Here is a 25,599-nt window from a genome sequence, read left to right as displayed (position 1 = left end):
AAGATTCTTAAAGAATTTATTTGCAACTAATGTGCCATCGGGGATTTTACCGTTGATTTTTCTTGCTGAAATCGGTGCATTGTCACCGCGCACTTGGTAAAACCTGATAAAAATCAGAATTAAAGAAAAAAAATCCACGAGAAAATGCGGGTTATTTCAACGAAAAAAATCAGAAAAGGCACATCAGGCATCGGGAAAAGCGCGATAAAAAGGGGCACCGACTTCTGCCCCATAACTATGCAAAGCACCAAATCAGTGCCCCATCACCGCTGTTCCAGCTCGTCCAGCTCAGCATAAAGATCGGCAATTTGATGGATCCGCTGACGCCCGTTGCTGAGTAGCTCATGCAGCACGGCATTTGACAGCAGGTTGATCAGACTGTTGGCCGCCGAGTAGCTGTCAAAAGCCGATACGCTGTCCAGCGGTGCACACAGCTGCCAGCGGGCCGGCGCGGTGGCCGTCTGGGCCTGGGGTTCGCACATCACCAGCGTGGGAATATGGCGCTGCTGCAGCTGCTGTAACAGCGGCCGGATAATGCGCGGTCGGCGGCGAAACGCCATCACCACCACCAGATCCTCCGGCGTGATGTCGATCAGCTCTTCGGAAAAGGTCTGCCCCGGCTGCGGCAGAAGCTGCACCCGGCTACGAACCTGAAGAAGCTGCTGGCGGAAGTGCAGCGCAACCGGGTAGGAGTTACGCATTCCAATGATAAATATCCGCTGACTTTCACACAGCGCCTGTACCACCTGGCCGAAATGGGTGCTGTCGAGGGTATTCACCCACTGCGTGAGGTTTGCCATTTCCTGCTTGTAGTGGCGTGCTAACAGCGTGTTGCCCTGCACCGCATCGCGTACATCGGTCAACGGCATGCCGCTCTGGCGCAGCGTACGCATTTCGCTGCGCATATCTTTATAGGTGTCATAGCCCAGGCGCTTAAACAGGCGGCTTACCGTGGCCTTTGATACCCCGCTGAGCCGCGCCAGCTCCGCGCTGTTGTAACCAATCAGATCGTCATAATGATCGAAGACGAAATCCGCAATACGCTGCTCCTGCGGCGAGAGTTGCGCATAGTGACCGCGCAGGCGTTCATCGAGCTGCTTCATGTCCGGGCATCCTGTAACTTTTGTTTCATTCCACCGATCATATACAAATAACGTGCCTGCCTGTAGCCGGAGAGAAAAATTGCCTTCGCTCCCCTGCCGATGCCCGATTTTTTTCGGCACGCCACACCCGCGTCTGATTGTTATACAAAAACTGGAATGACTCTTGCTTCAGTCAGATCCAGTTCGAGCAATAACGAGAATAATATGAATCAGAGCAACATGGCACCGCAGGGGATGGCAGTGACCCCACATCATCTGGCCAGCGAGAGCGCGCTGGGTATTCTTCGGGCGGGAGGCAACGCCATTGAGGCGATGGTGGCCGCGGCGGCGACCATTGCGGTGGTCTATCCCCATATGAACGGACTGGGCGGCGACGGCTTCTGGCTGATCGTACCGCCCGGCGGCGAGCCGGTGGCCATCGATGCCAGCGGCGCGGCGGGATCGCTGGCCGATCTCGACTTTTACGCGGGCGAAAACCATATCCCCCATCGCGGTCCGAAATCGGCGCTGACCGTCGCGGGTACGGTCAGCGGCTGGTCCGAAGCGCTGGCGATTTCCGGCGAATACGGCGGCGAGCCGCTGCCGCTGGCGCGCCTGTTAAACGACGCGATCCGCTATGCGGCGGATGGGATCCCGATCACCGCTTCCCAGGCGGAAGCCACCGCCAGCAAATACGCTGAACTGGCCGGGCAGCCCGGTTTCGCCGGCGCGTTCCTGCCGGGAAATGAAATTCCGAAAGCCGGCAGCCGCTTTGTGCAGCCGGACCTTGCCGGGACGCTGATCCAGCTGGCAGAAGAAGGGCTGGATACGTTCTATCGCGGCCCGCTGGCACAGCGTCTGGCCGCAGAAATGTCGCAGCTCGGTATGCCGATCACGCTGGAGGATCTTAACCATCAGCGGGCAAAACGCCGCACGCCGCTGCGCATCCGCCACCAGTCCGGCGATATCTACAACATGACCCCACCCACCCAGGGCCTGGTCTCGCTGGCCATTCTGGGCATTACCGACCATCTGGCGATGGAGGACGCGGACGAGGCGCAGACCATCCACCGCATCGTGGAAGCCACCAAGCTGGCTTTCGGCCTGCGCGACAGCCATATCACCGACCCGCGCTTCGTGCGGGAAGAGATGCAGTCGCTGCTGGAGCACGATCGCCTGAAGCAGCTGGCCGATCGGATCGACCTCAACCAGGCCGCACCGTGGGGCAACGGGAAAGGCCCGGGCGATACCGTCTGGATGGGGGTGATGGACAGCAGCGGGCTGTCGGTCTCCTTTATCCAGAGTATCTATCACGAGTTCGGCAGCGGCGTGGTGCTGCCGGGCACCGGTATCACCTGGCAGAACAGAGGAGCATCGTTCAGCCTCGACGCCGATCACCTGCTGGCGCTGGCCCCCGGGAAACAGCCATTCCACACCCTCAATCCGGCAGCCGCGCGGCTGAACGATGGCCGGACGCTGGTCTACGGCTCGATGGGCGGTGACGGCCAGCCGCAGACTCAGGCCGCCATTTTTACCCGCCATGTCGTTCAGGGCATGCCGCTGCAGCAGGCGCTCAGTGCGCCGCGCTGGCTGCTGGGGCGCACCTGGGGGCAACTCTCCGACTCCCTGAAGCTGGAGGGACGCTTCAGCGCGGAGACGATCAACGCGCTGCGGGCGCTGGGACACGAAGTCGAGCTGCTGCCCGATTTCAGCGAGGCCGTCGGCCACGCGGGGGCCATCGTGCGGCATACCAATGGCATGCTGGAAGGGGCTTTCGATCCCCGCAGCAACGGCAGCGCAGCCGGTTTTTAGCAGGAGAAGAACATGACGCCAACTCAGCCCGACTGGGCAACCTACATTGGTCAGATGGAGCAGATCCTCGGCATCGATCTGGATGAATCACGACGTGCCGAGCTGAGGGTACAGTTCACCCGTATGGCCGCCCTGGCCGCGCCGCTGATGGCTTTTCCACTGGATGACCGACTGGAAGTGGCGGGAGTGTATAAAGCATGAATCTGGCCGCTCTCTCCATCAGTGAAATCAGACAGGCGCTGGCCACGGGCGATCTGAGCGCCGCCGACATCGCCGGCCGCACGCTTTCCGCGATAGAACAGCACAACCCGGCGATCAATGCCTGGACCAGCGTGACCCGCGATCGCATGCTGCAGGAGGCTCAGCGACTCGATCGCCTGCGGCGTGAGGGCCAGCCCCTTCCCGCCCTTGCCGCCGTACCCTATGCGGTAAAAAACCTGTTTGATGTCGCCGGTCATACCACGCTGGCCGGCGCCAGTCTGTTCAGCGATCGCCCCGTTGCCCGGGAGGATGCCTGGGCGGTACGCCAGCTGGCATCCCGGGGCGCGATGCTGTCGGGCATGCTGAATATGGATGCGTATGCCTACGGTTTTACCACGGAAAACACCCACTATGGCGCAACGCGAAACCCGCATGACACCGCGCGTATTGCCGGTGGCTCGTCCGGGGGTTCCGCGGCCGCCGTGGCCGCCGGGCTGGTCCACTTCTCTCTCGGTACGGATACCAACGGCTCTATCCGCGTGCCGGCATCGCTGTGCGGGATCTTCGGGCTGAAGCCCACCTTTGGCCGGCTGTCCCGCAGCGGCAGCCATCCGTTTGTTGCCAGCCTCGATCATATCGGCCCGCTGGCCCGCCGGGTTAGCGATCTGGCAGAAGTGTATGATGCCCTTCAGGGCGAAGACCCCAGCGACCCGTTTCAGGCGGCGGAATTGCCCGCACCAACGGTACCGCTGCTGGAACGCGGGATCGACGGGCTGCGGATCGGCATATTAGGGGGTTATTTCCAGCAGTGGTGTGACGAAGATGCCCGCGCCGCGGTTGCCGTCGCCGCCAGGGCGCTGGATGCACACGAAGAATTTCTGCTGCCCGAGGCAGAGCTGGCGCGCGCTTCCGCATTTCTGATGACCGCTGCGGAAGGCGGGAATCACTATTTGCCCGCGCTGCGGCAGTCGCCGGAACGCTTTGAGCCGGCTTCACGCGAGCGGCTGCTGGCTGGGGCGATGCTGCCTTCAGCCTGGTATGTTCAGGCCCAGCGTTTCCGTCGCCACTGCCAGCAGCAGGCACTGACCCTTTTCAGGGAAGTCGATGTCCTGATCGCCCCTGCCACGCCGACCTGCGCCACGCTGATTGGCCAGCAGACCATGCGCATTAATGGCAACGAGTTGCCACCCCGCGCTAATATGGGCATGCTGGCCCAGCCGATCTCATTCCTCGGCCTGCCGGTTGTCACCGTACCGTTGCTTACGAAAGGTGGCCTGCCGATAGGCCTGCAGCTGATCGCGGCTCCGTTTAACGAACAGGCCTGTCTGCGGACCGCAAAGGCATTAGAACTGACAGGTATTGCGCAGGCCCAGCCTGCAAACATGGAAGATAAAAAATGAAAAGTGAACATATCGATCGCCCGGCGATCCATGCTGAAGTAACTGCGGCCTTTTATCGTTATGAGGAAGCCTTAATCAGCAACGACACCGTTGTTCTTGATGAGCTGTTCTGGCACGATGAGCGCACCGTACGCCTGGGAGCCGGTGAGAATCTGTATGGGATTGACGCCATCCGAGAATTCCGCGCATCACGCTCGCCCGCAGGGCTGAACCGCCAGTTGCGCAATACGGTCATCACCACGTTTGGTGAGGATTATGCCGTTTGCAGTACCGAATTTACCCGCGAGGGGAACGATAAAATCGGTCGTCAGCAGCAAACCTGGGTGAAACTCCCCTGCGGCTGGCGCATCGTGGCGGCACAGGTCAGCTTAATTGCCTGATTTACTGATTCCGTAATCTACACGGTTGTCGCAGGATGCTGCCAGTGCTAGTTTTGTTCCGCTCCCGATAAAATGAAAGGAGCGGAATAATTATACCGGCAGCATTAACACCCATTAAATCGGCATGATTGAATCACAGGTCTGAAATATGCCCGGCGGGATAAAATTATTAAAACCGTGCTCAATACAATAATCAATCAGCCCACGTTTATTGCCAACACCAGTTTTTTTATAGATACGACAGAGTATGTCCTCAACGGTTCGATGCGAGATGTTAATCGCCGTCCCAATCATCTTTGGCGTAAAGAACTGGCAGGTATAAAAAATTACCTGCCATTCTTTTTCGGTGAAAATTTTGCTGGGTGCGTTGAACATCAGCGAGCTGGGGGTTTTAATATTTGCCAGTCGGGAGACAAATATCGACTCTACCGGCCGAAAGTGCGGAATTACACCGATAATATCGCCCTTTTCACCAAATAAAGGGTATTTCTCCGTGTACCAGGCTTCCAGATAATCCTTCCGGTTAAACCGTTGAATTTGTAGCGAGGTACTCCGCTCTTTCTCTCTCAGCACTTGCCGATCGTGCTGGCGGAACTGCGATGCAAACCGATGCAGTTCGACGGGTAACTCATGATCGTAACGCCCCTCAATATCAAATCCCTCAGGCAGACCAATGAAGCTCTTCATGCTGGCATTCGCGTAGACGATCTGCGAGTTGGAATTTTTAACCCACCAGGGTTCCCTGCTTTGCTCCCAGTAATAGATGAAGGTCTTAACGACGCGTAATATTTCACTATCCCTATCTTCGCTATTCAATGTAACCGTCCTTAATCGTTTATTACAATCTAACCAGACATGGTCACAGGAATTATTCTGATTGCTGAGCATTTTTCCTATAGCAATAATTCGATAGTAAAATATTCAAATGCCCGGACACCGGACCTGCTTCACATTTTTCCCATCAATAATCGCTTACGAAAAAAAGAGACGGGTTTCCCCATCTCTTTTTTTATCAAACTTCCGGAGCCGGATGCGTTTTTATCCAGTGGTCGGCGATTTGCTGGCGGGTACAAATCCAGACGTTATCGTGCTGCTGGATATGATCGAGGAAGCGCTGAAGCGCGCGGAAGCGCCCCGGGCGACCAAGCAGGCGGCAGTGCATGCCGATGGAAAGCATTTTCGGTGAGGTTTCACCCTCTTCATACAGCACATCGAAGCTGTCGCGCAGATAGGTGTAGAACTGCTCTGCGGTATTAAAGCCCTGGGGCGTCGCAAAGCGCATATCATTGGTTTCCAGCGTGTAGGGAATAATCAGGTGCGGTTTGACCGTACCGTCCTGGCAGGTGACCTGGGTCCAGAACGGCAAGTCGTCGCCGTAATAGTCGCTGTCGTAGGTTAATCCCCCCTGCTCCACCACCAGCCGGCGCGTATTGGGGCTGTCGCGCCCGGTGTACCAGCCGGTGGGGGTCTTACCAAACAGATCGGTCAGCGTGTCCAGCGCCTGCTGCATGTGCTGCCGTTCGGTTTTCGCATCCATTCCCTGGTAGTGGATCCAGCGCCAGCCGTGGCTGACGACGTCGTAATCGGCGTTTTTAATCGCCTCAACGATTTCCGGGTGGCGGGCCAGCGCCATCGCCACGCCAAATACAGTCAGCGGCAGGTTGCGCTTTTGAAATTCCTGATGGATGCGCCAGAATCCGGCGCGGGAGCCGTATTCATACAGTGAATCCATCGACATATGCCGCTCCGGGTAGCTCGCCGCACCGATGATATCGGACAGGAACTGCTCGGATCCCGCATCACCGTGCAGAACGTTGTTTTCCGCACCCTCTTCGTAGTTCAGGACGAACTGAACGGCAATCCGGGCTTTACCCGGCCAGGCGGCGTGAGGGGGATGACCGGCGTAGCCAATCAGGTCACGCGGATAGTTTTTGTTGAAGCTGTATTCTTTCTTTTCCGGACTATTGCTCATCAAAACATCCTTAGTATCGGAACAGATCGTAGCCTTAGTTTAGGCGCTCAAACTGACCTGACAGTGTTTTTCGTATCGGATAATCCAGATCGCCATGCTTGCTGGTGTTCAGCCCCAGCGCTAACAGCGACTCCACCATTTTGACCGCTGCACCAACGCCATCAATCACCGGTACGCCGAGTTCGCGGGTCAGCTCACGCGCCAGATCGGCCATGCCGCCGCAGCCGAGTACGATGGCTCCGCTGTGGTCTTCACGCAGGGCTTGTATACAGCGCTGACGGACTTTTTCCTGTGCGATACCGCTGCCGTCTTCCAGCGCCAGCACCGGTAAATCGATGGCGTGTACCGCGGCGCAGTGGTGTTCAAAGCCGTACTGCCGCAGCAGGTGGCGGGCAATGATCACCGTGCGCGGCAGCGTGGTGACAATGGAAAAGCGGGTGGCGACCAGAGTAGCCATATGCATTGCGGCTTCGGCAATGCCCACCACCGGTCCCTGCGCCAGTTCGCGTGCGGCCAGCAAGCCGGGATCGCCAAAGCAGGCAATGACATGCCCCTGTGCGCCCTGCTCGCGCCCCGCTTTGATCTGTTCCAGTACGCCAATGGCGGCAATGGCTTCGTCAAAGTGCCCTTCGATGGACGGCACGCCCTGCTGCGGGCAGACGGCGAGGATCTCAGTGCTTTCGGCGGCAACGGCGCGCGCCGCCGTGCCAATGGTTTCGGTCATCGCCAGGCTGGTGTTGGGATTGATCACCTGAATGATCTGCTTGTTCATACTCAGGCTCCTTTTGCCGCAAACAGGCGGGCAAAGTCAGGCAGCGTTTCGCCACTGCGCTCAAAGTGCAGACTGGCAACGATATGATCGAAATGTTTCCGTAATGCGTCAGTCAGGCGATCCAGCGCTTTCTCACGCAGCAGTTCCAGCAGCCGATCGTGGTCGTCGCAGCGGCAGCCGTGCTGCCACGGAGCACCGTATGCCGCCACCACCAGTGAAGAGCGCTGACTCAGGCGCGTGACCATCTCGGTCAGCACCTGGTTGCCGGATATCGCCTGTAGCTGAATATGAAATGCAGCGGAGAGCCGGATAGCGGCAGCACCATCATGCCCGGCATGGGCCTGCTGCTCCTGCTGGTTAATTTTTTCCAGCGCTGCCAGATGCGGCCCCTGACAGTGCGCCAGGACTGCAGGAAGGTTGGCACACTCAATCAGGCTGCGGGTGCGGAAGATATCCTGTGCCTCTTCCACCGACGGCGTGGCCACCTGCGCACCACGTTTGGGCGTCAGGGTGATCATTTGCACCGCCGCGAGGCGCTGAAGCACTTTGCGGATACCGGTGCGGCTCACGCCAAAGACCTCGGAAAGCGCCTCTTCCGGTAATTTACTGCCCGGCGGCAGCTGATGTTCAACAATCGCCGTCATTAACGCCTGATAGATAGGTTCGTCCTTATCGCTCAGGTCAGAGGCCGTTTTCAGCCCGGTTTCACTCTTCATTACCTTCTCCGGTAAACATCGTTTCCATAGATAATCGTACACAGCAATCCACTACTTTTGTATACAAAATTTAAGATCTGGCCTGGATCCTGCAATGACCCTCACAGAGAGAATTATTACTTACTGTATTCAGAGGAGCAGGTTTCATGCCAAAGAGTCAATTTTCTTCCCAGGCGGCGGCATCAGAGGCCGCCAAAAACTACAGCCCGCGGCTGTGTAATGAAGACCTGGCTCCCGTGAGCAAGCAGGGCTGGAGCTGGTACAACATTTTTTCTTTCTGGATGTCGGATGTACACAGCATGGGGGGCTATGTGGTGGCAGCCAGCTTCTTTACGCTGGGACTGGCCAGTTGGCAGGTACTGATTTGTCTGCTGGTGGGGATCTGCATTGTACAGCTGTGCGCTAACCTGGTGGCGAAGCCCAGCCAGATGACCGGCGTCCCCTATGCGGTGGTTTGCCGTCAGGCATTTGGCGTATTCGGTGCCAATATTCCGGCGGTGATCCGCGGGTTAATCGCTTTTGCCTGGTACGGCATCCAGACCTATCTGGCCGCTAACGCGCTGATGCTGGTGTCGCTGAAGTTCTGGCCTGCCCTGACCCCCATGACTCAGGTTTCCTGGCTGGGACTGTCCCAGCTGGGCTGGATCTGCTTCGGTATTATGTGGCTGCTGCAGGCGATGGTGTTCTGGCACGGTATGAACGCCATTAAACGCTTTATCGATATCGCCGGCCCGGCCGTGTACGTAGTTATGGGCGCACTGGCCGGATGGATTGTATACAAGACCGGTTTTGACGGGATCTCCTTTACGCTGGCCAGCAAATCGCTGAGCGGCGGCGAGCAGGCCTGGCAGATGATCACCGCCACGGCGCTGGTCGTTTCTTACTTCTCCGGCCCGCTACTGAACTTCGGTGACTTTGCGCGCTACGGTAAAAGCATGGGTGAAATCCGCCGCGGTAACCGCTGGGGGCTGCCGTTTAACTTCCTGCTGTTCTCGATTGTGACCGTAGTGATCGTTTCCGGTACGCAGTCGCTGTTTGGCCGCATGATTATCGATCCGATTGAAACCGTCAGCATGGTGGGTAATGACCTGGCGGTGGCAATCGGCCTGTTAACGATGATTACCGCCACCATCGGCATCAATATCGTGGCTAACTTCGTTTCTCCGGCTTTTGACTTCTCTAACTGCTCGCCGCAGAAGATCAGCTTCCGCACCGGTGGGATGATTGCCGCCGTGGGTTCCGTGCTGTTAACGCCGTGGAACCTGTTCCAGTCACCGGAGCTGATTCACTATACGCTGGACGTGCTGGGCGCATTTATCGGTCCGCTGTTCGGTATCCTGCTTGCCGACTTCTATCTGCTCAAGCGCAGCAAAATCTCCGTTGACGATCTGTTTGACGACACGCCGAAAGGAAAATACTGGTACAAGGGCGGCTTCAATCCGAAAGCAATTGCCGCGCTGCTGCCGTCGGTAGGCATTGGCCTGGCGATCAGCTTTATCCCTTCGCTGCACGCGGTGGCTAACTTCAGCTGGTTTATCGGCGTGGCGCTGGGCGCCGGAGCCTATCGCTGGATTGCCCGTGATGAGATGGCGGCCCGGGCCGGTGGTGATTATCGTGCCGACGTGGTGATGCAGAAAGAGCAATAAAGGAAAAGTGACCCGCTCGGATCGGACCGTCAGCTAAGTTTTAAAGGAGGCCGTAACGGATAACGTTGCGGTTTTTTTTCGCCGGAACGTTTTTGACTGATGCAGAAACGAAAAAGGCCGATTCTTTCGAATCGGCCTTTCTCTGTATACTTGGCGGAACGGACGGGGCTCGAACCCGCGACCCCCTGCGTGACAGGCAGGTATTCTAACCAACTGAACTACCGCTCCGCGCTTTGTTCCCCGTCGGGAACGAATCGGATATTACGGATCGACAAAACGTTCGTCAACGCTTTTTATTCAGAATTATTTCAACTGGTCTTTTTTTGCTCTTAAAGCGCTTTTATTACGCGTTTTTAGTGACTTACTCCACATTTATTTCCTGTGGCCGCCACAGGCAGCTGCCGCCCTTCTTCTGTACCAGATCCAGACGTTTTTCATGTTCGGCCAGTTCCTGCTCGCTGGCACGCAGCACGCGCAAACCTGATGACGGCCGCGCAATACGATGAATGGTATCGCCACCGCTTTGCTCTTCCTTTTCACCTTCCATCGAAAACGACAGCGACGTCTGGCCGCCGGTCATAATCAGGAAGACTTCCGCCAGGATTTCGGAGTCAAGCAGTGCGCCGTGCAACGTTCGCTTACTGTTGTCTATTTCATAACGCGAGCACAGGGCATCCAGGCTGTTACGTTTGCCGGGAAACATCCGGCGCGCCATCGCCAGGCTGTCCGTTATCTGGCAGAAGGTACCCGTTTTCGGGATGTTGCGCTTGAGCTTGCCGAACTCATAGTCCATGAAGCCGATATCAAACGAGGCGTTGTGAATGACCAGTTCGGCACCGTCTATATAGGCAAGAAAGTCATCCGCGATGTCTGCAAAGGTCGGCTTGTCGGCAAGGAATTCGTCGGCGATGCCGTGAACGCCGAAGGCTTCCGGATCCACCAGCCGATCGGGCTTGAGATAAACATGGAAGTTATTACCCGTCAGGCGGCGGTTAATGACCTCAACCGCACCAATTTCAATGATGCAGTGCCCTTCATAGTGGGTACCAATCATATTCATACCGGTGGTTTCGGTATCAAGGACGATCTGGCGTGTGGTATTTACTGTGCTCATAGGACCCGTTTATGTCAGACTTGGCGTTTTTCTACAGGGAGTCTACCAGAGATGCTTAAACAGGTAGAAATTTTCACCGACGGTTCGTGCCTCGGCAACCCCGGTCCGGGTGGATACGGTGCGATTCTGCGCTACGGCGAGCATGAAAAAGAGTTCAGCGCCGGGTTCCATCTGACCACCAATAACCGTATGGAAATGATGGCGGCGATCGTGGCGCTTGAGGCGCTTAAAAAGCCCTGCACGGTGATTCTGAGCACCGACAGCCAGTATGTGCGCCAGGGAATTACCAGCTGGATCCACAACTGGAAAAAACGTGGCTGGAAAACAGCGGATAAAAAGCCGGTTAAAAACGTCGACCTGTGGCAGCGGCTGGACAGCGCACTCGGCCATCATGAGGTGAACTGGAAGTGGGTGAAAGGCCACGCCGGTCACATTGAAAACGAACGCTGCGACGAGCTGGCCCGCAGTGCCGCCGGTAACCCCACCTTTGATGACGTCGGCTATCAGTCGGGTTCCTGACGGGAATCTGCGTGAAACTGCCGGGTCGCGTTGACCGTTTGCAGCTTAGCCTTACTGGCGTTTTTTCTGGCCGGATTGATAATAAGCGGGAAGGTGCGCTTACGCGCCACGATAAGATTCAGGCAGCCGAGCGCCGGCAGATGCGTGCTGATCATCTTCCCGCCCTGTCGGCTCCAGGGCAGTACCTGAAAACCGCTGCGCTGTACCACTTCATAATTGAGCAGGCTTAACCAGTCCAGCAGCCGCATCTGGGTAAACATACGGCTGTTCCAGGGGATCATGCGGTGAACGCCCGGGATCAGCTTGCCCACCCCCAGCATGCTGAACAGGTTGAAGCCGCTGATCAGCATCCAGCCGTCGTCAATCAACACCCGGTCAACCTCGCGCAGTATGCGATGCGGATCGCTGCTCCAGGCCAGCGTGTGGGCCAGCAGGCAGGCATCCACCGATTTCGATTCAAACGGCAGGCTGAGCGGATCGGCCTTCACCTGGAGCTTATCGCCCTTCAGCCCTACGTTGACCTGATGCGAGATGGCACAGGCTTCCGTATCAATTTCCGCGCTCAGATTACCCAGCTTGAGTAGATGAAAGCCATACAGTTTCGCCAGGCTGGGGCGGAGATGATGGGCAAGCGCATCACGGTAGAACTCGCCGCAGGGAATTTGCGACCATGAATCGGGCACGTGGCGGATTTGGCGTGTTTTAGCAGGCTTCATGCTTTACCATCTTCTATCCATTATGAGTACATACCCAGTCTGATTAGCGTTGCCGCGGAATACCCGGCGCGATGTCACTGATGAAAAGTATAAAGAGGTGAATATGAATCTTACCAGTATTCCGGCACTTCAGGATAACTACATCTGGATGTTAAATGACACCGCAGGCCGCTGTCTGATTGTTGATCCGGGAGAGGCGTCGCCGGTTCTGCATACGCTTTCCAGCAATCAGTGGCAGCCGGTGGCGATTTTACTCACGCATCACCATCATGATCACGTCGGTGGCGTTGCGGAAATAGTGGCTCAGTATCCCAATATCACGGTGTACGGTCCGCAGGAAACCCAGGCGAAAGGCGCCACTGAAATCGTCGGCGAAGGCGAAAAAATCAAAATTCTTGGGCTGGAATTCGATATTTATGCTACGCCCGGTCACACTTTGGGACATATCTCATATTTCAGTTCCCCTTATCTTTTTTGTGGGGACACGATGTTCTCCGGCGGCTGCGGAAGGCTGTTCGAGGGAACACCACAACAAATGTTCGAATCTTTTCAGAAACTTAATTCCCTTCCGGCCGATACATTAGTTTGTTGCGCACATGAATACACATTATCGAATTTAACTTTTTCGCACGCCATTTATCCCCAACATACGGGAATAGAGCGCTATCTGCATAAAATTAAGGAGTTACGCTCGAAAAACCACATAACTTTACCGACAAAACTGGAACTTGAGCGTAATATTAATGTTTTTTTAATGACGCAAGATACTGAATTACAGAAACTTATTGGTTTAGAAACAACTCCGCAACATGAGTGGCAGGTATTTGCTGCCCTACGCGCGAAGAAAGACCACTTTTGATATTTTAGGTTGTCATGAGGGGGGCGAGCACGTATTATTGCTCGTCTTTTAAGCGAACTATTGACACACACATGAAGGCTAAAGCGATAATTCTCGCCTCGGTCCTGCTGGTGGGGTGCCAGGCATCAAAGCATGATGCCAACATTCCTGAACAGCATGCACAGAGTTTGTCTTCGGCAGGTCAAGGTGAAAATGGACAGTACTCAGATTCAATGTTGTCCCCTCGATGGCAGGACGACGGAACCGGCCTCGCGCAGGGTCAGGATCTGTGGAATTTCATTAGCGACGAGCTGAAGATGAAGGTTCCGGATAATTACCGGATACGCGAACAGAAACAGAAGTACCTGAAGAACAAGAGCTATCTCCACGATGTAACATTACGGGCAGAGCCGTATATGTACTGGATAGTCGAGCAGATTAAGCAACGCAAAATGCCGATGGAACTGGTACTACTACCCATAGTGGAGAGCGCTTTTGACCCCCATGCAACATCATCTGCGAATGCCGCCGGCATCTGGCAGATTGTGCCGCAAACGGGGCGAAACTACGGCTTGAAACAGAATCAATGGTACGACGGGCGACGTGATATTGTCGCATCGACGAAAGTTGCTCTGGATATGATGCAACGCCTTAACGACATGTTTGACGGCGACTGGTTACTGACGGTAGCCGCCTATAACAGTGGTGAAGGCCGCGTGATGAAAGCGATGAAGGCGAATAAAGCCAAAGGGCGGCCAACGGATTTCTGGTCGCTGGCGCTGCCACGCGAGACGACGGTTTACGTACCGAAAATGCTGGCTCTGGGGCAATTGCTCAAGGACAGCAAGCGTTATGGTATTCGACTGCCAACGACGAATGAAACGCGTGCGCTGGCCCGTGTTGAAGTCGGTCAGCAGATTGAACTGACGCAGGCCGCCGATATGGCCGGTATGTCACTGAGCAAGCTGAAAAGCTTTAACACCGGCTACAAACGCGGTACGACGGCCCCTAATGGTCCTCACTACATTATGGTTCCGAAGTCCAACGTTGCTCAGCTGCGTAACTCACTGGCAGAAGGTGATATTGCAGCCGTTCAGCCAACGTCGCTGGTGAAGAACAGTGTTTCCCCGACCACCTACAAGGTGCGCAACGGTGACACGCTCTCCGCTATCGCCAAGCGCCTGAGCATTCCGGTGAAGACGTTGCAGCGCGCGAATAACCTGCGCACGGCCAGCATCAAACCCGGCCAGGTGTTAAATCTGGGAAGCAGCAGCAGTACGCGGCTGGCAAATAACGGCGACAGCATCACCTATCAGGTTCGTAAGGGTGATTCTTTGGCCAGTATTGCGAAGCGTCACGGTGTGAATATTAAGGATGTGGTGCGCTGGAACAGCGTTGCTAACAATGCCAAAAATCTTCAACCGGGCGATAAGCTGACGTTGTTTGTCGATAACAACGCAACGCCAGACAGTTAGTCTGTTGAAATACCAGTTAAAAAGCCAATCTCCGGATTGGCTTTTTTGTTTTCTGTTTTCCCCCACCCTATCCCCTCGCCTGCCCAATCTGTGATCCCACCAGCGCTTCGTTTGCAGTGACTGTGATACAGATCGGGTTATCACGCCATCACACTTGTATGGTAGTACACCTGAAATCTAATGTTAGATACGTGTTTAATTTTTGATCTAAAAACACGAGAAAAATAACAACACCAGGGATCCGCTCTGACCGCGTATTAGCAGGGCGACACCAATAACGTCGATTTCAAAGGCACAGGATATGACTCTTCCTTCTTCAGAAATAGCCCAGCGGGCCGAAAGCAGCACCGCATCGTCGCTGCCTCACCAGCATCCTGCCAGGCGCGGCTTCATGCGTTTTATTCCCCGAGCGCACCCCATTTCGTGGTGGATGCTGGTGATCACCACGCTCGCCATTTTGATGAACTCTATCGACCGAATTATTTTGCCCACGCTGCTACCGGCGATTATGACCTCGTTTAATCTCACCGAGGTGCAGGCCGGCTGGCTGAACTCGCTCAGCTTCGTCGGGACGTTGACCGGTGCCATCCTGTTCGGTTTATTTTCTGACTGGGTCGGGACCGGGCATAAACGCTGCTACAGCTGGTGCGTGGCGGTGCTGGTTGAGGTGGTGTCCGGTGTGGCGACCGCATTTTGTAAAACGCTCGGTATGTTTCAGGCACTGCGCGTGGCGATGGGAATGGGAACCGGCGGTTCCGAACCGATTAACGTCGCTCTGTTAGGTGAATGGTGGCAGAAGGAAAATCGCGGATTTGCTATTGGCGTTCACCATACCGGTTTCCCGCTCGGCCAGTTTATCGGCCCGGTACTGATTGCCGCCATCCTGGCGTTTGCCACCTGGCGAGAAGCGTTCCTGTTTATTCCTATGATTGGCCTGGTGATTTTAGTGGCTCAGCTGCTGCTGGGAACGAAGAAAAATCACGATAAGGTCAATCAATGGATTGTTGAAAACGGGCTCACGCCGCCGGTAACGGAATCCCTGCAGCAAACCGTCGAGCAGTCATCCATTTGGGCCAATGTGATGTCCTGCCTGAAAAATCGTAACTGCCAGCTGGCGATACTGCTGATTTTCGGTTTTACCTGGGCAGAAATGGGCATTGCTAACTTTCTGACGCTACAGTTAACCCGGGAAGTGGGTCTGGACCTCTCTACGGCGGCAATCATCTCCGGGGCTTCCGGCCTGACCGGGTGGATTGGTCAGATTGTCTGGGGGAGTTTCTCTGATGTGAAAGGGCGCAAACGCTCACTGACGATCATCATTGCAGGCTGGATCCTGGCGGCTGCACTTTGCGTATTTATCCACTCAGCCGCGCTGGCATGGGCCATTCTGATCTTCTGGGGGCTGTTCCGCAACTCTCCGTTCCCGGTCGCCTATGCGCTGTTAATTGACTCTTCCCCGCGTGCTGCGGCGTCAAGTATGGGCCTGATGATCGGTCTGGCGGTGGGCATAGCCGGCATTCTGGTTGCCCCGGTCAGCGGCTGGATCATCCACAGCTACGGCTTTACCACGCACTACCTGGTGATTGCTGCCGTGCTGGTGATCTCCTGCATTCCACTCTGGTTAATTAAAGAAACCGTCAACGTTAAAAAGGCCTGATATGAGCACTGAACTGGTTAATCTGCTGAGCCGCCACCGTTTGATTGAGCTGAACCATCCCTATGAGGAATTCATGCCGGTGTGGCCTACTCATGGAAAGTTCTTCTGTCATCGTTCAGAAGACTATATCGCGGGAGACGGTAACTATAACTGTCAGCTCAGCCTTGGCGATCACTGTGGCACCCACGTGGATGCACCGATTCACTTTATTGCAGAAGGGAAAACCATCGACAGCATTGATGTCCGCCAGCTAACGGGACGGGGGCGCTGTCTGGATATGTCTCACGTTGAGAAAAATGGGGTGATTACACTCGAACAGATTCAGCAGTGGGAAGAGCAACACGGCGGGATAGCCGCGGGCGATATCGTTATTTTCCGCACCGGCTATGATAAAAAATGGCAGCCCCGCCCTCATCATCAGGCTTTCCTGCAGGACTGGCCGGGACTGTCGGGTGAAGGGGCGCACTATCTGATTGATAAGGGAGTCACCGTCTTTGGCACCGATGCGATGTCACTCGACAGCTTCAGCAGTGAGGGGCATCCGGCGCATCATGCCGTGCTGGGCTCGGATTGCCTGATTGTTGAAAATCTGGCCAACCTGCACAGTCTGCCCACTTCGTTTACCTTTATCGCTTTACCGCTGAGGCTGAAAGGCGCTTCGGCCTCGCCGGTGCGGGCAATCGCCCTGGTAGAGTCGTAATCACACTCAGGGCCGGCTGGCTTCAATAAAAATAATGTCCGTGGTAAAGCTGCCGTCGGGTTGCAGCGCATAGTATCGCTGAACGTCGTAAGGTGCCGAGTGCTGGTAGGCACGAATGGCCTGCACCATGACCTGAGGTGTACGCATGCGCTCAACCCAGCTGGAGAATTCCAGCTCCAGCCGGTCATGTGAAATCGCCCCGATGGCCAGCCCGGATTCCGTGAACAGCGTCAGCCACTCTCCGGGAGAGTAATCCCGGACGTGAGAAGTGTCGCGCAGCGCTTCGACGGTCTGCAACCAGATATCCAGCACCGGGTTCCCCGGCGCATTCACATCCATAAAAATGGCTTTGCCGCCCGGTTTCAGCACGCGGCGCACTTCACGCAGCGCGCAGCCGACGTCATGCCAGTGGTGAGCAGAATAGCGGCTGATGACGATATCAAATTCATCGTTGGCAAACGGCAGCTTTTCCGCATAGCCCTGCCGCGTGGTCAGATGGTGATAGCCCCGTTCTTTTGCCGTCTGCGCCACCACCGTCAGCATTTTTTCGGAGAGATCGTAAGCCACCACCTCTTTAACGTGCTGCGCGGCAACAAAGCTGGCGTGCCCGGCACCACAGCCTAGATCCAGCACCCGCGCGTCAGATGCCGCATAGAGCCGCTCACTCAGCTTAACCAGATCGCGGCCGCTGGCGTGTACGGTGCTGGTCAGATAGGCACCTGCCTGCTCGCCAAACTGCTTATCAACGTGATCGTGATGACGGCTTGCCATAAAAAATCCTTTAATTTCAGAAGGTATTCGCGGGGCGCGAGTGGAATTCAACCAGTAACGGATTGTGATCGGAAGCCGTGGTGACCAGCACCGAGGCTTCGGCAACGCCCATGCCGCGGTAGAAAACGAAATCAAGCGGGCGGCCAAACGCTTTACGACGATGATCGTCAGTGAAGCGCACCTCACGCAGGCCCATTTCCCGGGAAAAACGATACAGGGCATTGATGCGCTGGCGACTCCAGGCATTAAAGTCTCCGGCCATGATCACCGGCCCCTGATGATGAATGATTTGCTCACCAATTGGCCCCAGCTGCTTGCTGTAGACATCTATGCCGATGCTGAAATTCACCGCATGGATGTTCACCACCATCAGCATCTGGCTGTCCGGCAGCGGGTAAGCGGTCACCAGGGCGGATTTAGAGAGCCTTAACAGCGGCTCACGTTCGCGCAGCGGGCAGCAGTAAACCGGATGTGCTGATGCCAGCGTCATTACGCCCGAAGGATGCTGTGGCAGCACGAAGGCGGGAACCTGGTCTGCGGCAAGATAATTACTGGTGGCGAATCGCACCAGCTCGGGCGTGGTTTGCGCTTCCTGCAGAAGTACCAGATGCGCATCTTTACCAAAGTTTTGCAGCACCGACAGCCACTCGGCCCGCTGCTGCTTGAAGATATTCCAGACCAGAACTTTCAGCGAGGCTTCCGTGGTGAGCGGCGCGCCAGGCGGTAATGCCTGTCCGACATGAAGCATCGACCCCGGCGGAAAAATACGTTCCGCTGGCTGCCCTGCTACATATCTCATGGCATAAGTCTTTTTTCGCACGTTATTGCCTGCACTGTTACAACGAAGGATGCTTTCCATCTTTCAGTTATAGGGGCTTTGTGGTTCAGTTTCAATCACCACGCTGTAATTCATCGGCCTGCTCCGTAAGTAAATGCAAATGAGGCAGCAGCGTACAGAACGCTGTTTTTTTTCCCGGCCAGAAGGCTCGTTGACTCGTTTTTTACCGTTCATTCAGGCGATGCCACCCTTAAGGGAGCGATAACGACTTCACGCGAAAGCGGTCAAGCGCTCAGCCGAAACCGCTCAATCTCTGCAGCGAGGCAATACAGGGAATCTATCGCCACATCCGCCCCGGCGGCGATGAGCCGTTCGGCGTGATCCGGCGTCGTATGCGAACCTCCGGTAAAACCGACCACATACATACCCGCACGTTTTGCAGCCATCACGCCGTGTACGGAATCTTCAATCACCAGCGTGTTACCCGGCAGCGCAGTAAACTGCCGCGCGCCGTGCAGAAAAATATCCGGCTCGGGCTTGCCCCGCCCCGGTCCCAGATCCTTCGCCGAATAGATATGCGGCGCGAACAGGCTCTTCAGTCCGACCTGCGTCAGCACAGAATCCAGCTGTTGGCTACCTGAGTTGGAGCAGATGCATTTCGGCGTGGCAATAGCGCTGACCACCTCAATGCTGCCCGCGATCCTTTCCAGCTCGGTGGCAAAGGCCGCCATCAGTCTGGGGTAAAAATCCTCACCGATGTTCGCGGGCAGGCTCACCCCGCGTTCCTCCCGGACACGTTCGATCAACGCATCCCAGTCAAGCCCGCTGTATAAACGTGTGAACTCAGCAACATCAATGTCCACACCGTGCTGATTCAGCAGCGAGACGGTTAATCGGATCCCGATAATTTCAGAATCAATCAGCACGCCGTCACAATCAAATATGATCAAATCCAGAGTCTTCATAATATGTTTTGCCACGCCTCGTGTACGAAGGGCGGCTCTGCGCCGCCCTGATAACCCCGGTTTACCCGCCGGTCTTCCCGTCAGGCGACGTTCAGCTGCTTTTTATACTTCACCAGCAGCTGTTGAATATCGCGAAGCCGCGAAACCGCAATCGAAGAGAGCTTCTCTTTCGACACGTTACGGTCCAGTGAGATGCAGTCCTTCCACAGTGAACGCCCTGCAATCACCCCGGAAGCACCGTTGCGCAGCGAGACATCCACCTGGGTGAGGAAAGTGGCATGGTCGACCCCGGCAGACAGCACGGCCCACGGTACATCACCACAGATATCCGTGACCGCCGCACAGGACTGCCCGCTCCCCGGATAAGGAATTTTCAGGACCTTAGATCCGCAGTCAATGCAGGCCTGACAGCCTTCCTGGATCAGCTGAGGGATTTTGCGCTGATAATCCTCTTTGCTCTCACCTTCCAGCTGATAGGTCAGGAACTCGACCACCAGGAACAGATCTTCGTGAGCAAAATCGGCAATAACGTCACGCAGCGTCTGCAGGTTGGCCGTGTTGGCTTCCGGCTTATCGCTGCGCAGGTAGATCATAATCTTGCCGCCCGTCGCGCCCAGTTCGCGCACTTTGCGTGCCGTAATCCCCTCAACCATGTTTGAAATGCGATACCCTTCCGGCGACGTATCCCAGCCGGATGCATCCAGGCCAATCAGCAGCCCGGTATCGCGTGGCACCACGCCTTCATCAATAATTCCCGGAACGGCGCAGATCGGGTCGACCAGCACACAGCCGGCCTGTGAGGCCAGATAAGCGGTAATATCGTATTTGGTTTTTCCTAAGGTTTCATTACTGATTAACGCCTGCTCTTCTGGCGTCGCCGCCAGCAGGGTGCGCATGCCGCCCCGCTGGTCGCAGGCAACAACCATCATCGATCCGGTTGCATCGCAAATCATTTGATAGCCGCGTCGTTCTGCCGTTGTCATTTTATTCATGAACGTATTCCTCATAGGGTGAGATTAAGTAAAATTTAATTGTGCTGATTGTTTTCTTTAATCCAGTTAATCAGTTCGCCATCGTTTCCGCGAATATCCTGGTCAAAGGTATAAAGTTTCCCCAGACACATTGGCTTCGCATGTTCAGCCAGTAAAATAAGCTCGGGGATATATTCTTCGCCCGGGTGACCTTTCACCCGGCAGTGGCAGCGTTTTTTATATCGCTCGGCCACCAGGCCGGGTGAGGCCTTAACCCATATTTCTAAAACTCTGACTTCGCCAAGCCGTTCCAGATAGCCCTCAAGTACCGATTTATCACGAAAGCCAAACCAGGCGTCCATAATAAATACCGTCTCTGGCGGAGAGGACATCACAATGTTGAACATGGACTCATAGGCCGCATAACCCAGCTTTCTGTTTAACGGCCTGTCGATAACGTCCGCGAACTGAACCATAAAAGGCTCTTTAATTTCATCGATACTCAGCACCGGATAAGAAAAATAATCGGCAATAATCTTCGCGACTGAACTCTTACCTGATGCCGGGATACCGTTGACTAAAATCAGTGTTTTCATAGTAGTCCGATAATTTCATCAATCGTTTTCGCTCGCCTGATTTGCAATAACGTCTCTTCCTGCTCCAGCAGCCCTACGATGGATGCAATGCCCTCGGTGATATGGGAGTCGCCATTCACACCGCCGAACATCACAATGATATCGACAGGAGGGCTGCCGTTAATCGACGTCGGTTTATTTAATGTCACCAGACTAAAACAATCTTTAATAACACCACATTCCGGCCGAGCGTGTGGAATCGCAATCCCCTCATCAAAAACATAATAAGCACCGTATTCAAGCGTATTATCAATGACCGCCTGCGGATAGTTTTCAGTGACGAAGCCGCCTGAAATTAGTGGCTTCGCCGCGCGGTGGATGATTTCATTCCAGGAATCGACTTCCATCTGGACTTGAATATATTGGTTCTTTGCAAGAAAGTCTTTTATGCTCATGTTACCTCATATATTTTTTCGGATGGTGTTCCTTAGCTCATCCATTTTGATGAAGACATCGTCGACACGATGGCGATAAGTCTTACTGGATGAATAAATTTTTATCGCCTGATTATATTTAACCATTAATTTTTTCTGCGTATCATTATCAGCCGGATTACACGCCAGATCGGACTCAAGCTTGATCAGCTCGGCGGCGATAATATCTGCCTGTTCAGTATTCGTTTCTTCTGCTGACGCTACCGGGCTGAAAATTTGCTTTAGCTTTGAGAACATACTTCCTCCTACTTGCTCAATTTTCTATTGGCGAACCAGACAATAAAGATGACGAAGGCAATAAAGCCGATGACAAATGGCCACTCATTCTGGAAGGCATGCCCGAGCACCAGTCCGGTCGCGATCACATCTGAATCACTGAAGGTCACGCCTTTGAAACCGAAGGTTTCCAGCAGAGGCACCAGGATTGCCGGCAGCAGGGTAATGAACAGGCCGTGGACCACACCGCCAATTATCGCGCCTTTACGCCCGCCCATTGCGTTGCCAAACACCCCGGCAGCACCACCTGCGAAAAAGTTGGTGAGCAGCCCCGGCAGGATCATCGCCAGACCAAACATCGGGAAGACGATCATGCCGATGATCGACCCCACGGTGGTGGCCAGGAAGCCGACAATCACCGCATTAGGGGCATACGGAAACAGTACCGGACAGTCGAGTGCGGGTTTCGCATTCGGTACCAGGCGCATGGCAATGCCACGGAAGGCCGGCACCAGCTCGTTAAGCAGCAGACGTACGCCGCTGTACAGGACAAAGACCCCGGCGACAAACTGCATCGACTGCATAAATGAGAACATGATGTAGTTGGTGCCGTTGGAGAACTGGGCGATGTCGTCGGGTCCGGCGAAAATGGCGGGGATGATATACATCGGCACCATGATAACCGCCATCGACAGATAGGTATCCTGCAGGAACTTGAAGTTATCCGGCAGCGTCAGGTCTTCTGTCGAGCGTGAGTTCTTACCAATTGCCCTGGCAACCGCCGCCTGAACCAGGTAGCCGATGGTACAGAAATGCCCAAGCGCAACGTCATCAGAATCCGTGATCTTACGAACGATTGGCTGGGCGATGGCCGGCATCAGCACCGCCATGATGCCGCCGAAGATCCCTCCGGTCAGAATTAACGTCGCCCCCGTTAAACCGGCTTTGTAGCCAATTACCGTACCGATTGTCGCCATCCACAGCAGCGCCTGCCCGGTCAGGAAGATATATTTAAACGGCGTGATGCGGGCGATAAGGATATTGACGGCAAAAATCACCAGCAGCGTCAGTGCCACTTCCGACCCCAGCTCACGGTTCGCGACGCCGGCGATAGCCGCCACGTCGGTGATGTAGCCCTGCATCCCAAAACCGCTGGTAAAGATGTCGTTGAGGAAGGTTAAGGCAGCAACAATGATGTTGATCCCCGCCATCATGATCAAAAAGCCCAGCAGCGTTTTGAAGGTGCCCTCAATGGTTTTACCGACGGATTTTTTCTGTAGGATCAATCCCAGCATGGCGATCAATGCAATCAGTATTGAAGCCTGGCCGAGAAAGTCTTTCACAATAAAATGAATAATAGCGTCCACTTGTCACCCCAAGTTTCAGTTTGAGTTTATATAGGCGAGGATTTTTTCTTCTATTTCTTTTTTATCCGTGAGCTTATTTAATATAATGACTTTCTTTTTCTGTTCATCGCTGGCATCGGATGTCAAAACATCAGCAAACATTTTCTGAGTCAGAATAATGTCATACTTGAATGAGGAGGCTTCGGATACTGTAGTGTGCTCAATGTCTGCATCAATACAGAGTTTTTGTAAAACGGATTTCGCGCTCATTTCAATCGCAAAACTTGAGCCAAGACCACAGCCACATACGCAGAGTACTTTAAGCATGTTAATACCTCAGATAAGGTTATTTATTTTAGCCAGTTTGTAGAGGTTACTATCTTCATCCACTAAACGTTTGTCGGAGTTTTCAAGATCGATCGGTATTGCTTTATTATTGTTGTTTATAACAATGATTTTATTGGTCAGGCCGCTTTTAATGCATCGTACGACTTCCTCTGCCAGGATAGCGCCCTGAATAATCTCTTCACCGGTAGGTTTGCCACTGCGTAATCCATATCCCAGTATGGTTTTTCTGATTCTGATACCAATTTTATGTTCAAGCTTGCCTATCATCGTATCAATGGCGCCCTGAAACCCCGGGGTATACTCTTTGGTGTAGCCTTCAGAACAGAGAATTATTACGCTATTCTGGCTGTCGATTTTTTGCTTTATCCGTCTTGCCAGAACGTCGATGTCCCATGGGACTTCCGGAATCAACGCAATATCCGCATTGCTCTTCAGGGCTGCCTGCAGGGTCAGCTCCCCACAATACCCCCCCAGGAGTTCAATCATAAAAATTCGGCCGGGTAAGCCACGCCCCGTATTACGTAATTTTTCCACCTCGCTAATTACCTGCTCGCAGGCCGTAGAAAAGCCAATGGTATAGCTGTTCCCCGTAATATCATTATCAATGGTCATGCCTACGCCATAGCAGTTAATATCATATGTGCTAAGCACTTTTAAAAACTGAAATGACCCGTCGCCTCCGCCCATGATTAAACAGTCTAATTTCTTTTGGCGGATATTTTTAGCTATTCTCTCGTAGTCAGATCGTTTGCATTTATCCTCTTTTCGACCTGAAGAAATAATCGGCACGGAGGAAATAGATAAATCAACCAGATCGCGACGTGATATATCTTTGCAGCGGTTTTCAATCAGGCCATTAATACCACCATCGAAAATTACGATTTCAGCGTCCGTCATACGGTCAATCTGAAATAAAAAGTTATTCATTCCACTGACATCACCACCGCTTATTACTAATCCTATTTTCATGGTTGACCTCAGGTATATATTCACTGGAAACGTGCAATGAATGTTAGAGAACCATGAATTTAATTTTTTGAACCAGATCTCAGTTTTGAAACGATTTTGCTCATTCAGGGATCTTGACAGCCCTAAATTAACGCCATTTATGTGATACAGATCACTCACTCTGATTGCCTGAATCATCAATAAATTCATAACCTACTGATATTAAACATGAAATATTATGTGATCTGTGTGGCGCTATTTTGCCGGACTGACCTAAATAAACGATTCGCTATTTTGTGATTAATTTCACATTAATCCGGGTTCCGATATTTGATTACGGTTGGGCTTACACACCTGCTGGGAGAGTAAAGGTGGAGATGGGGTGATTTGAAGGTAGTGGGTGTGGCGACTTGAAGACTTGAATCTGTGAAGGGATGAAGGCGTGAAGGGGTGAAGGGGTGAAGGGGTGAAGGGGTGAAGGGGTGAAGGGGTGAAGGGGTGAAGGGGTGAAGGTTCAGAGTTAAGGAGATGCGGGAATGTTAAGTTGCAGAGATGTGGAGTTGTGGAAGTGTGGAGGTGTGGAGGTGTGGAGGTGTGCAGGTGTGGAGGTGTGGAGGTGTGGAGGTGTGGAGGTGTGGAGGTGTGGAGGTGTGGAGGTGTGGAGGTGTGGAGGTGTGCAGGTGTGCAGGTGTGGAGAGATGTAAGTAGAAAGACGTGATGGTGTGCAGATTCAGGAAAGCTAACGTGAGCTTCTGTAGAAGACGTGTGGTGATGTGACGATATTGCAGAGGTTAAGCCACGATATCAGAGGTGCGGCTGTAAACATCAGGGGAATATAAAGGTGTCAAAACGAAAAAGCCCTGAGCTAATGCTCAGGGCTATCGTAATAAGTGGCGGAACGGACGGGGCTCGAACCCGCGACCCCCTGCGTGACAGGCAGGTATTCTAACCAACTGAACTACCGCTCCACCGATTCTGTACTGATATCAGAAAACGTCTGATTTCAGGTGTTTCGCCTTTACCTTGTCAGGGGTAAAGTCACGATCCGTTAAGGATCTTAATTTGATGCCTGGCAGTTCCCTACTCTCGCATGGGGAGACCCCACACTACCATCGGCGCTACGGCGTTTCACTTCTGAGTTCGGCATGGGGTCAGGTGGGACCACCGCGCTAAAGCCGCCAGGCAAA

26 protein-coding genes, 2 tRNA genes, 1 rRNA gene and 1 pseudogene are annotated in these 25,599 nt (G+C 54.1%); 10 read left to right on the top strand and 20 right to left on the bottom strand.

Annotation, left to right across the window (positions count from 1 at the left end):
* Window positions 1-263: 263 nt before the first annotated feature.
* Window positions 264-1,103, bottom strand: coding sequence for a MurR/RpiR family transcriptional regulator (locus PGH32_RS00150; protein ID WP_314418822.1), 840 nt, complete (start codon window positions 1,101-1,103; stop codon window positions 264-266).
* 204 nt (window positions 1,104-1,307) lie between these two features.
* Between PGH32_RS00150 and PGH32_RS00145 the strand changes: the two genes are divergently transcribed.
* The 4 genes from PGH32_RS00145 to hpxZ are packed head-to-tail and all read left to right on the top strand — an operon-like array spanning window position 1,308 to window position 4,875.
* Window positions 1,308-2,894 carry a gamma-glutamyltransferase family protein gene (locus tag PGH32_RS00145; RefSeq protein WP_337892858.1) on the top strand — a complete coding sequence of 529 codons (1,587 nt, stop codon included), beginning with the start codon at window positions 1,308-1,310 and terminating at the stop codon, window positions 2,892-2,894.
* A gap of 12 nt (window positions 2,895-2,906) precedes the next feature.
* Window positions 2,907-3,095, top strand: a complete 189-nt coding sequence (gene hpxX / locus PGH32_RS00140; RefSeq protein WP_314418826.1) for an oxalurate catabolism protein HpxX — start codon at window positions 2,907-2,909, stop codon at window positions 3,093-3,095.
* Complete coding sequence (locus PGH32_RS00135; RefSeq protein ID WP_337892857.1) at window positions 3,092-4,495, top strand: AtzE family amidohydrolase; 1,404 nt, start codon at window positions 3,092-3,094, stop codon at window positions 4,493-4,495. The genes hpxX and PGH32_RS00135 overlap by 4 nt, the downstream gene beginning before the upstream one ends.
* On the top strand, window positions 4,492-4,875 hold the full coding sequence (gene hpxZ, locus PGH32_RS00130; RefSeq protein ID WP_337892856.1) for an oxalurate catabolism protein HpxZ: 384 nt from the start codon (window positions 4,492-4,494) through the stop codon (window positions 4,873-4,875). The genes PGH32_RS00135 and hpxZ overlap by 4 nt, the downstream gene beginning before the upstream one ends.
* A gap of 114 nt (window positions 4,876-4,989) precedes the next feature.
* Here hpxZ and PGH32_RS00125 read toward each other — a convergent pair whose 3' ends face one another.
* From PGH32_RS00125 to PGH32_RS00110, 4 genes are all read right to left on the bottom strand, one after another.
* Window positions 4,990-5,691: a helix-turn-helix transcriptional regulator gene (locus tag PGH32_RS00125; RefSeq protein WP_337892855.1), complete on the bottom strand. Its 702-nt coding sequence runs from the start codon at window positions 5,689-5,691 to the stop codon at window positions 4,990-4,992.
* A gap of 196 nt (window positions 5,692-5,887) precedes the next feature.
* Window positions 5,888-6,847, bottom strand: coding sequence for an allantoinase PuuE (puuE, locus tag PGH32_RS00120; RefSeq protein ID WP_314418833.1), 960 nt, complete (start codon window positions 6,845-6,847; stop codon window positions 5,888-5,890).
* Window positions 6,848-6,881: 34 nt separating this feature from the next.
* On the bottom strand, window positions 6,882-7,619 hold the full coding sequence (gene hpxA / locus PGH32_RS00115; RefSeq protein ID WP_314418834.1) for an allantoin racemase: 738 nt from the start codon (window positions 7,617-7,619) through the stop codon (window positions 6,882-6,884).
* Between the two features lie 2 nt (window positions 7,620-7,621).
* Window positions 7,622-8,335, bottom strand: a complete 714-nt coding sequence (locus PGH32_RS00110) for a GntR family transcriptional regulator (protein ID WP_314418836.1) — start codon at window positions 8,333-8,335, stop codon at window positions 7,622-7,624.
* 146 nt (window positions 8,336-8,481) lie between these two features.
* On the opposite strand from PGH32_RS00110, the gene PGH32_RS00105 reads away from it, so the two are divergent.
* Window positions 8,482-9,981, top strand: a complete 1,500-nt coding sequence (locus PGH32_RS00105; protein WP_337892854.1) for an NCS1 family nucleobase:cation symporter-1 — start codon at window positions 8,482-8,484, stop codon at window positions 9,979-9,981.
* A gap of 151 nt (window positions 9,982-10,132) precedes the next feature.
* Here the strand turns inward: PGH32_RS00105 and PGH32_RS00100 are convergent.
* Together PGH32_RS00100 and dnaQ are read right to left on the bottom strand one after the other, a co-directional pair.
* Window positions 10,133-10,209, bottom strand: a tRNA-Asp gene (locus PGH32_RS00100).
* 133 nt (window positions 10,210-10,342) lie between these two features.
* Window positions 10,343-11,095: a DNA polymerase III subunit epsilon gene (dnaQ, locus tag PGH32_RS00095; RefSeq protein WP_314418841.1), complete on the bottom strand. Its 753-nt coding sequence runs from the start codon at window positions 11,093-11,095 to the stop codon at window positions 10,343-10,345.
* Between dnaQ and rnhA the strand changes: the two are divergent.
* Window positions 11,046-11,614, top strand: a pseudogene (gene rnhA, locus PGH32_RS00090) (ribonuclease HI). The gene dnaQ and the pseudogene rnhA sit on opposite strands and share 50 nt — an antisense overlap.
* Here the strand turns inward: rnhA and PGH32_RS00085 are convergent.
* The gene (locus PGH32_RS00085; RefSeq protein WP_314418843.1) at window positions 11,599-12,330 is read right to left on the bottom strand and encodes a class I SAM-dependent methyltransferase; all 732 of its coding nucleotides are present in this window, start codon (window positions 12,328-12,330) and stop codon (window positions 11,599-11,601) included. The pseudogene rnhA and the gene PGH32_RS00085 overlap by 16 nt on opposite strands.
* Window positions 12,331-12,433: 103 nt before the next feature.
* Between PGH32_RS00085 and gloB the strand changes: the two genes are divergently transcribed.
* From gloB to PGH32_RS00065, 4 genes are all read left to right on the top strand, one after another.
* On the top strand, window positions 12,434-13,189 hold the full coding sequence (gene gloB, locus PGH32_RS00080; protein ID WP_314418844.1) for a hydroxyacylglutathione hydrolase: 756 nt from the start codon (window positions 12,434-12,436) through the stop codon (window positions 13,187-13,189).
* A 71-nt stretch (window positions 13,190-13,260) separates the two neighbouring features.
* Window positions 13,261-14,643: a murein transglycosylase D gene (mltD, locus tag PGH32_RS00075; protein ID WP_337892853.1), complete on the top strand. Its 1,383-nt coding sequence runs from the start codon at window positions 13,261-13,263 to the stop codon at window positions 14,641-14,643.
* Window positions 14,644-14,944: 301 nt separating this feature from the next.
* A complete protein-coding gene (locus tag PGH32_RS00070; protein ID WP_337892852.1) occupies window positions 14,945-16,300 on the top strand; it encodes an MFS transporter in 1,356 nt (451 codons plus the stop codon).
* A gap of 1 nt (window position 16,301) precedes the next feature.
* Window positions 16,302-17,000 (top strand): cyclase family protein, encoded by a 699-nt coding sequence (locus tag PGH32_RS00065; protein WP_337892851.1) that lies wholly within the window; start codon window positions 16,302-16,304, stop codon window positions 16,998-17,000.
* Between the two features lie 6 nt (window positions 17,001-17,006).
* Here PGH32_RS00065 and PGH32_RS00060 read toward each other — a convergent pair whose 3' ends face one another.
* The 12 genes from PGH32_RS00060 to rrf all read right to left on the bottom strand — a co-directional run bounded on the left by PGH32_RS00060 (window position 17,007) and on the right by rrf (window position 25,595).
* Window positions 17,007-17,771, bottom strand: a complete 765-nt coding sequence (locus PGH32_RS00060; RefSeq protein ID WP_314418850.1) for a class I SAM-dependent methyltransferase — start codon at window positions 17,769-17,771, stop codon at window positions 17,007-17,009.
* A 16-nt stretch (window positions 17,772-17,787) separates the two neighbouring features.
* On the bottom strand, window positions 17,788-18,591 hold the full coding sequence (locus PGH32_RS00055; protein ID WP_314418852.1) for an endonuclease/exonuclease/phosphatase family protein: 804 nt from the start codon (window positions 18,589-18,591) through the stop codon (window positions 17,788-17,790).
* A 242-nt stretch (window positions 18,592-18,833) separates the two neighbouring features.
* Complete coding sequence (locus tag PGH32_RS00050) at window positions 18,834-19,499, bottom strand: HAD family hydrolase (RefSeq protein ID WP_314418854.1); 666 nt, start codon at window positions 19,497-19,499, stop codon at window positions 18,834-18,836.
* Between the two features lie 95 nt (window positions 19,500-19,594).
* The gene (locus PGH32_RS00045; protein WP_337892850.1) at window positions 19,595-20,506 is read right to left on the bottom strand and encodes a tagatose-bisphosphate aldolase; all 912 of its coding nucleotides are present in this window, start codon (window positions 20,504-20,506) and stop codon (window positions 19,595-19,597) included.
* A gap of 35 nt (window positions 20,507-20,541) precedes the next feature.
* Window positions 20,542-21,081 (bottom strand): AAA family ATPase, encoded by a 540-nt coding sequence (locus PGH32_RS00040; protein WP_314418858.1) that lies wholly within the window; start codon window positions 21,079-21,081, stop codon window positions 20,542-20,544.
* Window positions 21,078-21,515 (bottom strand): PTS sugar transporter subunit IIA, encoded by a 438-nt coding sequence (locus PGH32_RS00035; protein ID WP_314418859.1) that lies wholly within the window; start codon window positions 21,513-21,515, stop codon window positions 21,078-21,080. Before PGH32_RS00035 ends, PGH32_RS00040 begins: the two co-directional genes overlap by 4 nt.
* A 6-nt stretch (window positions 21,516-21,521) precedes the next feature.
* The gene (locus PGH32_RS00030) at window positions 21,522-21,791 is read right to left on the bottom strand and encodes a hypothetical protein (RefSeq protein ID WP_314418860.1); all 270 of its coding nucleotides are present in this window, start codon (window positions 21,789-21,791) and stop codon (window positions 21,522-21,524) included.
* Window positions 21,792-21,799: 8 nt separating this feature from the next.
* The gene (locus PGH32_RS00025) at window positions 21,800-23,137 is read right to left on the bottom strand and encodes a PTS sugar transporter subunit IIC (RefSeq protein WP_337892849.1); all 1,338 of its coding nucleotides are present in this window, start codon (window positions 23,135-23,137) and stop codon (window positions 21,800-21,802) included.
* Window positions 23,138-23,152: 15 nt separating this feature from the next.
* Window positions 23,153-23,443 carry a PTS sugar transporter subunit IIB gene (locus PGH32_RS00020; RefSeq protein WP_314418863.1) on the bottom strand — a complete coding sequence of 97 codons (291 nt, stop codon included), beginning with the start codon at window positions 23,441-23,443 and terminating at the stop codon, window positions 23,153-23,155.
* Between the two features lie 9 nt (window positions 23,444-23,452).
* Window positions 23,453-24,433, bottom strand: coding sequence for a 6-phosphofructokinase (locus PGH32_RS00015; RefSeq protein WP_314418866.1), 981 nt, complete (start codon window positions 24,431-24,433; stop codon window positions 23,453-23,455).
* Window positions 24,434-25,303: 870 nt separating this feature from the next.
* Window positions 25,304-25,380: transfer RNA gene (locus PGH32_RS00010), tRNA-Asp, on the bottom strand.
* A gap of 99 nt (window positions 25,381-25,479) precedes the next feature.
* A 5S ribosomal RNA gene (rrf, locus tag PGH32_RS00005) occupies window positions 25,480-25,595 on the bottom strand.
* Between the last annotated feature and the right edge of the window lie 4 nt (window positions 25,596-25,599).

Source organism: Erwinia sp. SLM-02 (assembly GCF_037450285.1).
In the GTDB taxonomy this organism is placed as follows: domain Bacteria; phylum Pseudomonadota; class Gammaproteobacteria; order Enterobacterales; family Enterobacteriaceae; genus Erwinia.
Note: the sequence above shows the minus strand (reverse complement) of the source record. Positions and strands in the feature narration are given on the sequence as shown.

What these genes read in the sequence shown, in the direction of transcription:
- PGH32_RS00150 (WP_314418822.1), bottom strand. Translation starts at nt 1,103, where the DNA reads ATGAAGCAGCTCGATGAACGCCTGCGCGGTCACTATGCGCAACTCTCG.
- PGH32_RS00145 (WP_337892858.1), top strand. Translation starts at nt 1,308, where the DNA reads ATGAATCAGAGCAACATGGCACCGCAGGGGATGGCAGTGACCCCACAT.
- hpxX (WP_314418826.1), top strand. Translation starts at nt 2,907, where the DNA reads ATGACGCCAACTCAGCCCGACTGGGCAACCTACATTGGTCAGATGGAG.
- PGH32_RS00135 (WP_337892857.1), top strand. Translation starts at nt 3,092, where the DNA reads ATGAATCTGGCCGCTCTCTCCATCAGTGAAATCAGACAGGCGCTGGCC.
- hpxZ (WP_337892856.1), top strand. Translation starts at nt 4,492, where the DNA reads ATGAAAAGTGAACATATCGATCGCCCGGCGATCCATGCTGAAGTAACT.
- puuE (WP_314418833.1), bottom strand. Translation starts at nt 6,847, where the DNA reads ATGAGCAATAGTCCGGAAAAGAAAGAATACAGCTTCAACAAAAACTAT.
- hpxA (WP_314418834.1), bottom strand. Translation starts at nt 7,619, where the DNA reads ATGAACAAGCAGATCATTCAGGTGATCAATCCCAACACCAGCCTGGCG.
- PGH32_RS00110 (WP_314418836.1), bottom strand. Translation starts at nt 8,335, where the DNA reads ATGAAGAGTGAAACCGGGCTGAAAACGGCCTCTGACCTGAGCGATAAG.
- PGH32_RS00105 (WP_337892854.1), top strand. Translation starts at nt 8,482, where the DNA reads ATGCCAAAGAGTCAATTTTCTTCCCAGGCGGCGGCATCAGAGGCCGCC.
- dnaQ (WP_314418841.1), bottom strand. Translation starts at nt 11,095, where the DNA reads ATGAGCACAGTAAATACCACACGCCAGATCGTCCTTGATACCGAAACC.
- PGH32_RS00085 (WP_314418843.1), bottom strand. Translation starts at nt 12,330, where the DNA reads ATGAAGCCTGCTAAAACACGCCAAATCCGCCACGTGCCCGATTCATGG.
- gloB (WP_314418844.1), top strand. Translation starts at nt 12,434, where the DNA reads ATGAATCTTACCAGTATTCCGGCACTTCAGGATAACTACATCTGGATG.
- mltD (WP_337892853.1), top strand. Translation starts at nt 13,261, where the DNA reads ATGAAGGCTAAAGCGATAATTCTCGCCTCGGTCCTGCTGGTGGGGTGC.
- PGH32_RS00070 (WP_337892852.1), top strand. Translation starts at nt 14,945, where the DNA reads ATGACTCTTCCTTCTTCAGAAATAGCCCAGCGGGCCGAAAGCAGCACC.
- PGH32_RS00065 (WP_337892851.1), top strand. Translation starts at nt 16,302, where the DNA reads ATGAGCACTGAACTGGTTAATCTGCTGAGCCGCCACCGTTTGATTGAG.
- PGH32_RS00060 (WP_314418850.1), bottom strand. Translation starts at nt 17,771, where the DNA reads ATGGCAAGCCGTCATCACGATCACGTTGATAAGCAGTTTGGCGAGCAG.
- PGH32_RS00045 (WP_337892850.1), bottom strand. Translation starts at nt 20,506, where the DNA reads ATGAATAAAATGACAACGGCAGAACGACGCGGCTATCAAATGATTTGC.
- PGH32_RS00040 (WP_314418858.1), bottom strand. Translation starts at nt 21,081, where the DNA reads ATGAAAACACTGATTTTAGTCAACGGTATCCCGGCATCAGGTAAGAGT.
- PGH32_RS00035 (WP_314418859.1), bottom strand. Translation starts at nt 21,515, where the DNA reads ATGAGCATAAAAGACTTTCTTGCAAAGAACCAATATATTCAAGTCCAG.
- PGH32_RS00030 (WP_314418860.1), bottom strand. Translation starts at nt 21,791, where the DNA reads ATGTTCTCAAAGCTAAAGCAAATTTTCAGCCCGGTAGCGTCAGCAGAA.
- PGH32_RS00020 (WP_314418863.1), bottom strand. Translation starts at nt 23,443, where the DNA reads ATGCTTAAAGTACTCTGCGTATGTGGCTGTGGTCTTGGCTCAAGTTTT.
- PGH32_RS00015 (WP_314418866.1), bottom strand. Translation starts at nt 24,433, where the DNA reads ATGAAAATAGGATTAGTAATAAGCGGTGGTGATGTCAGTGGAATGAAT.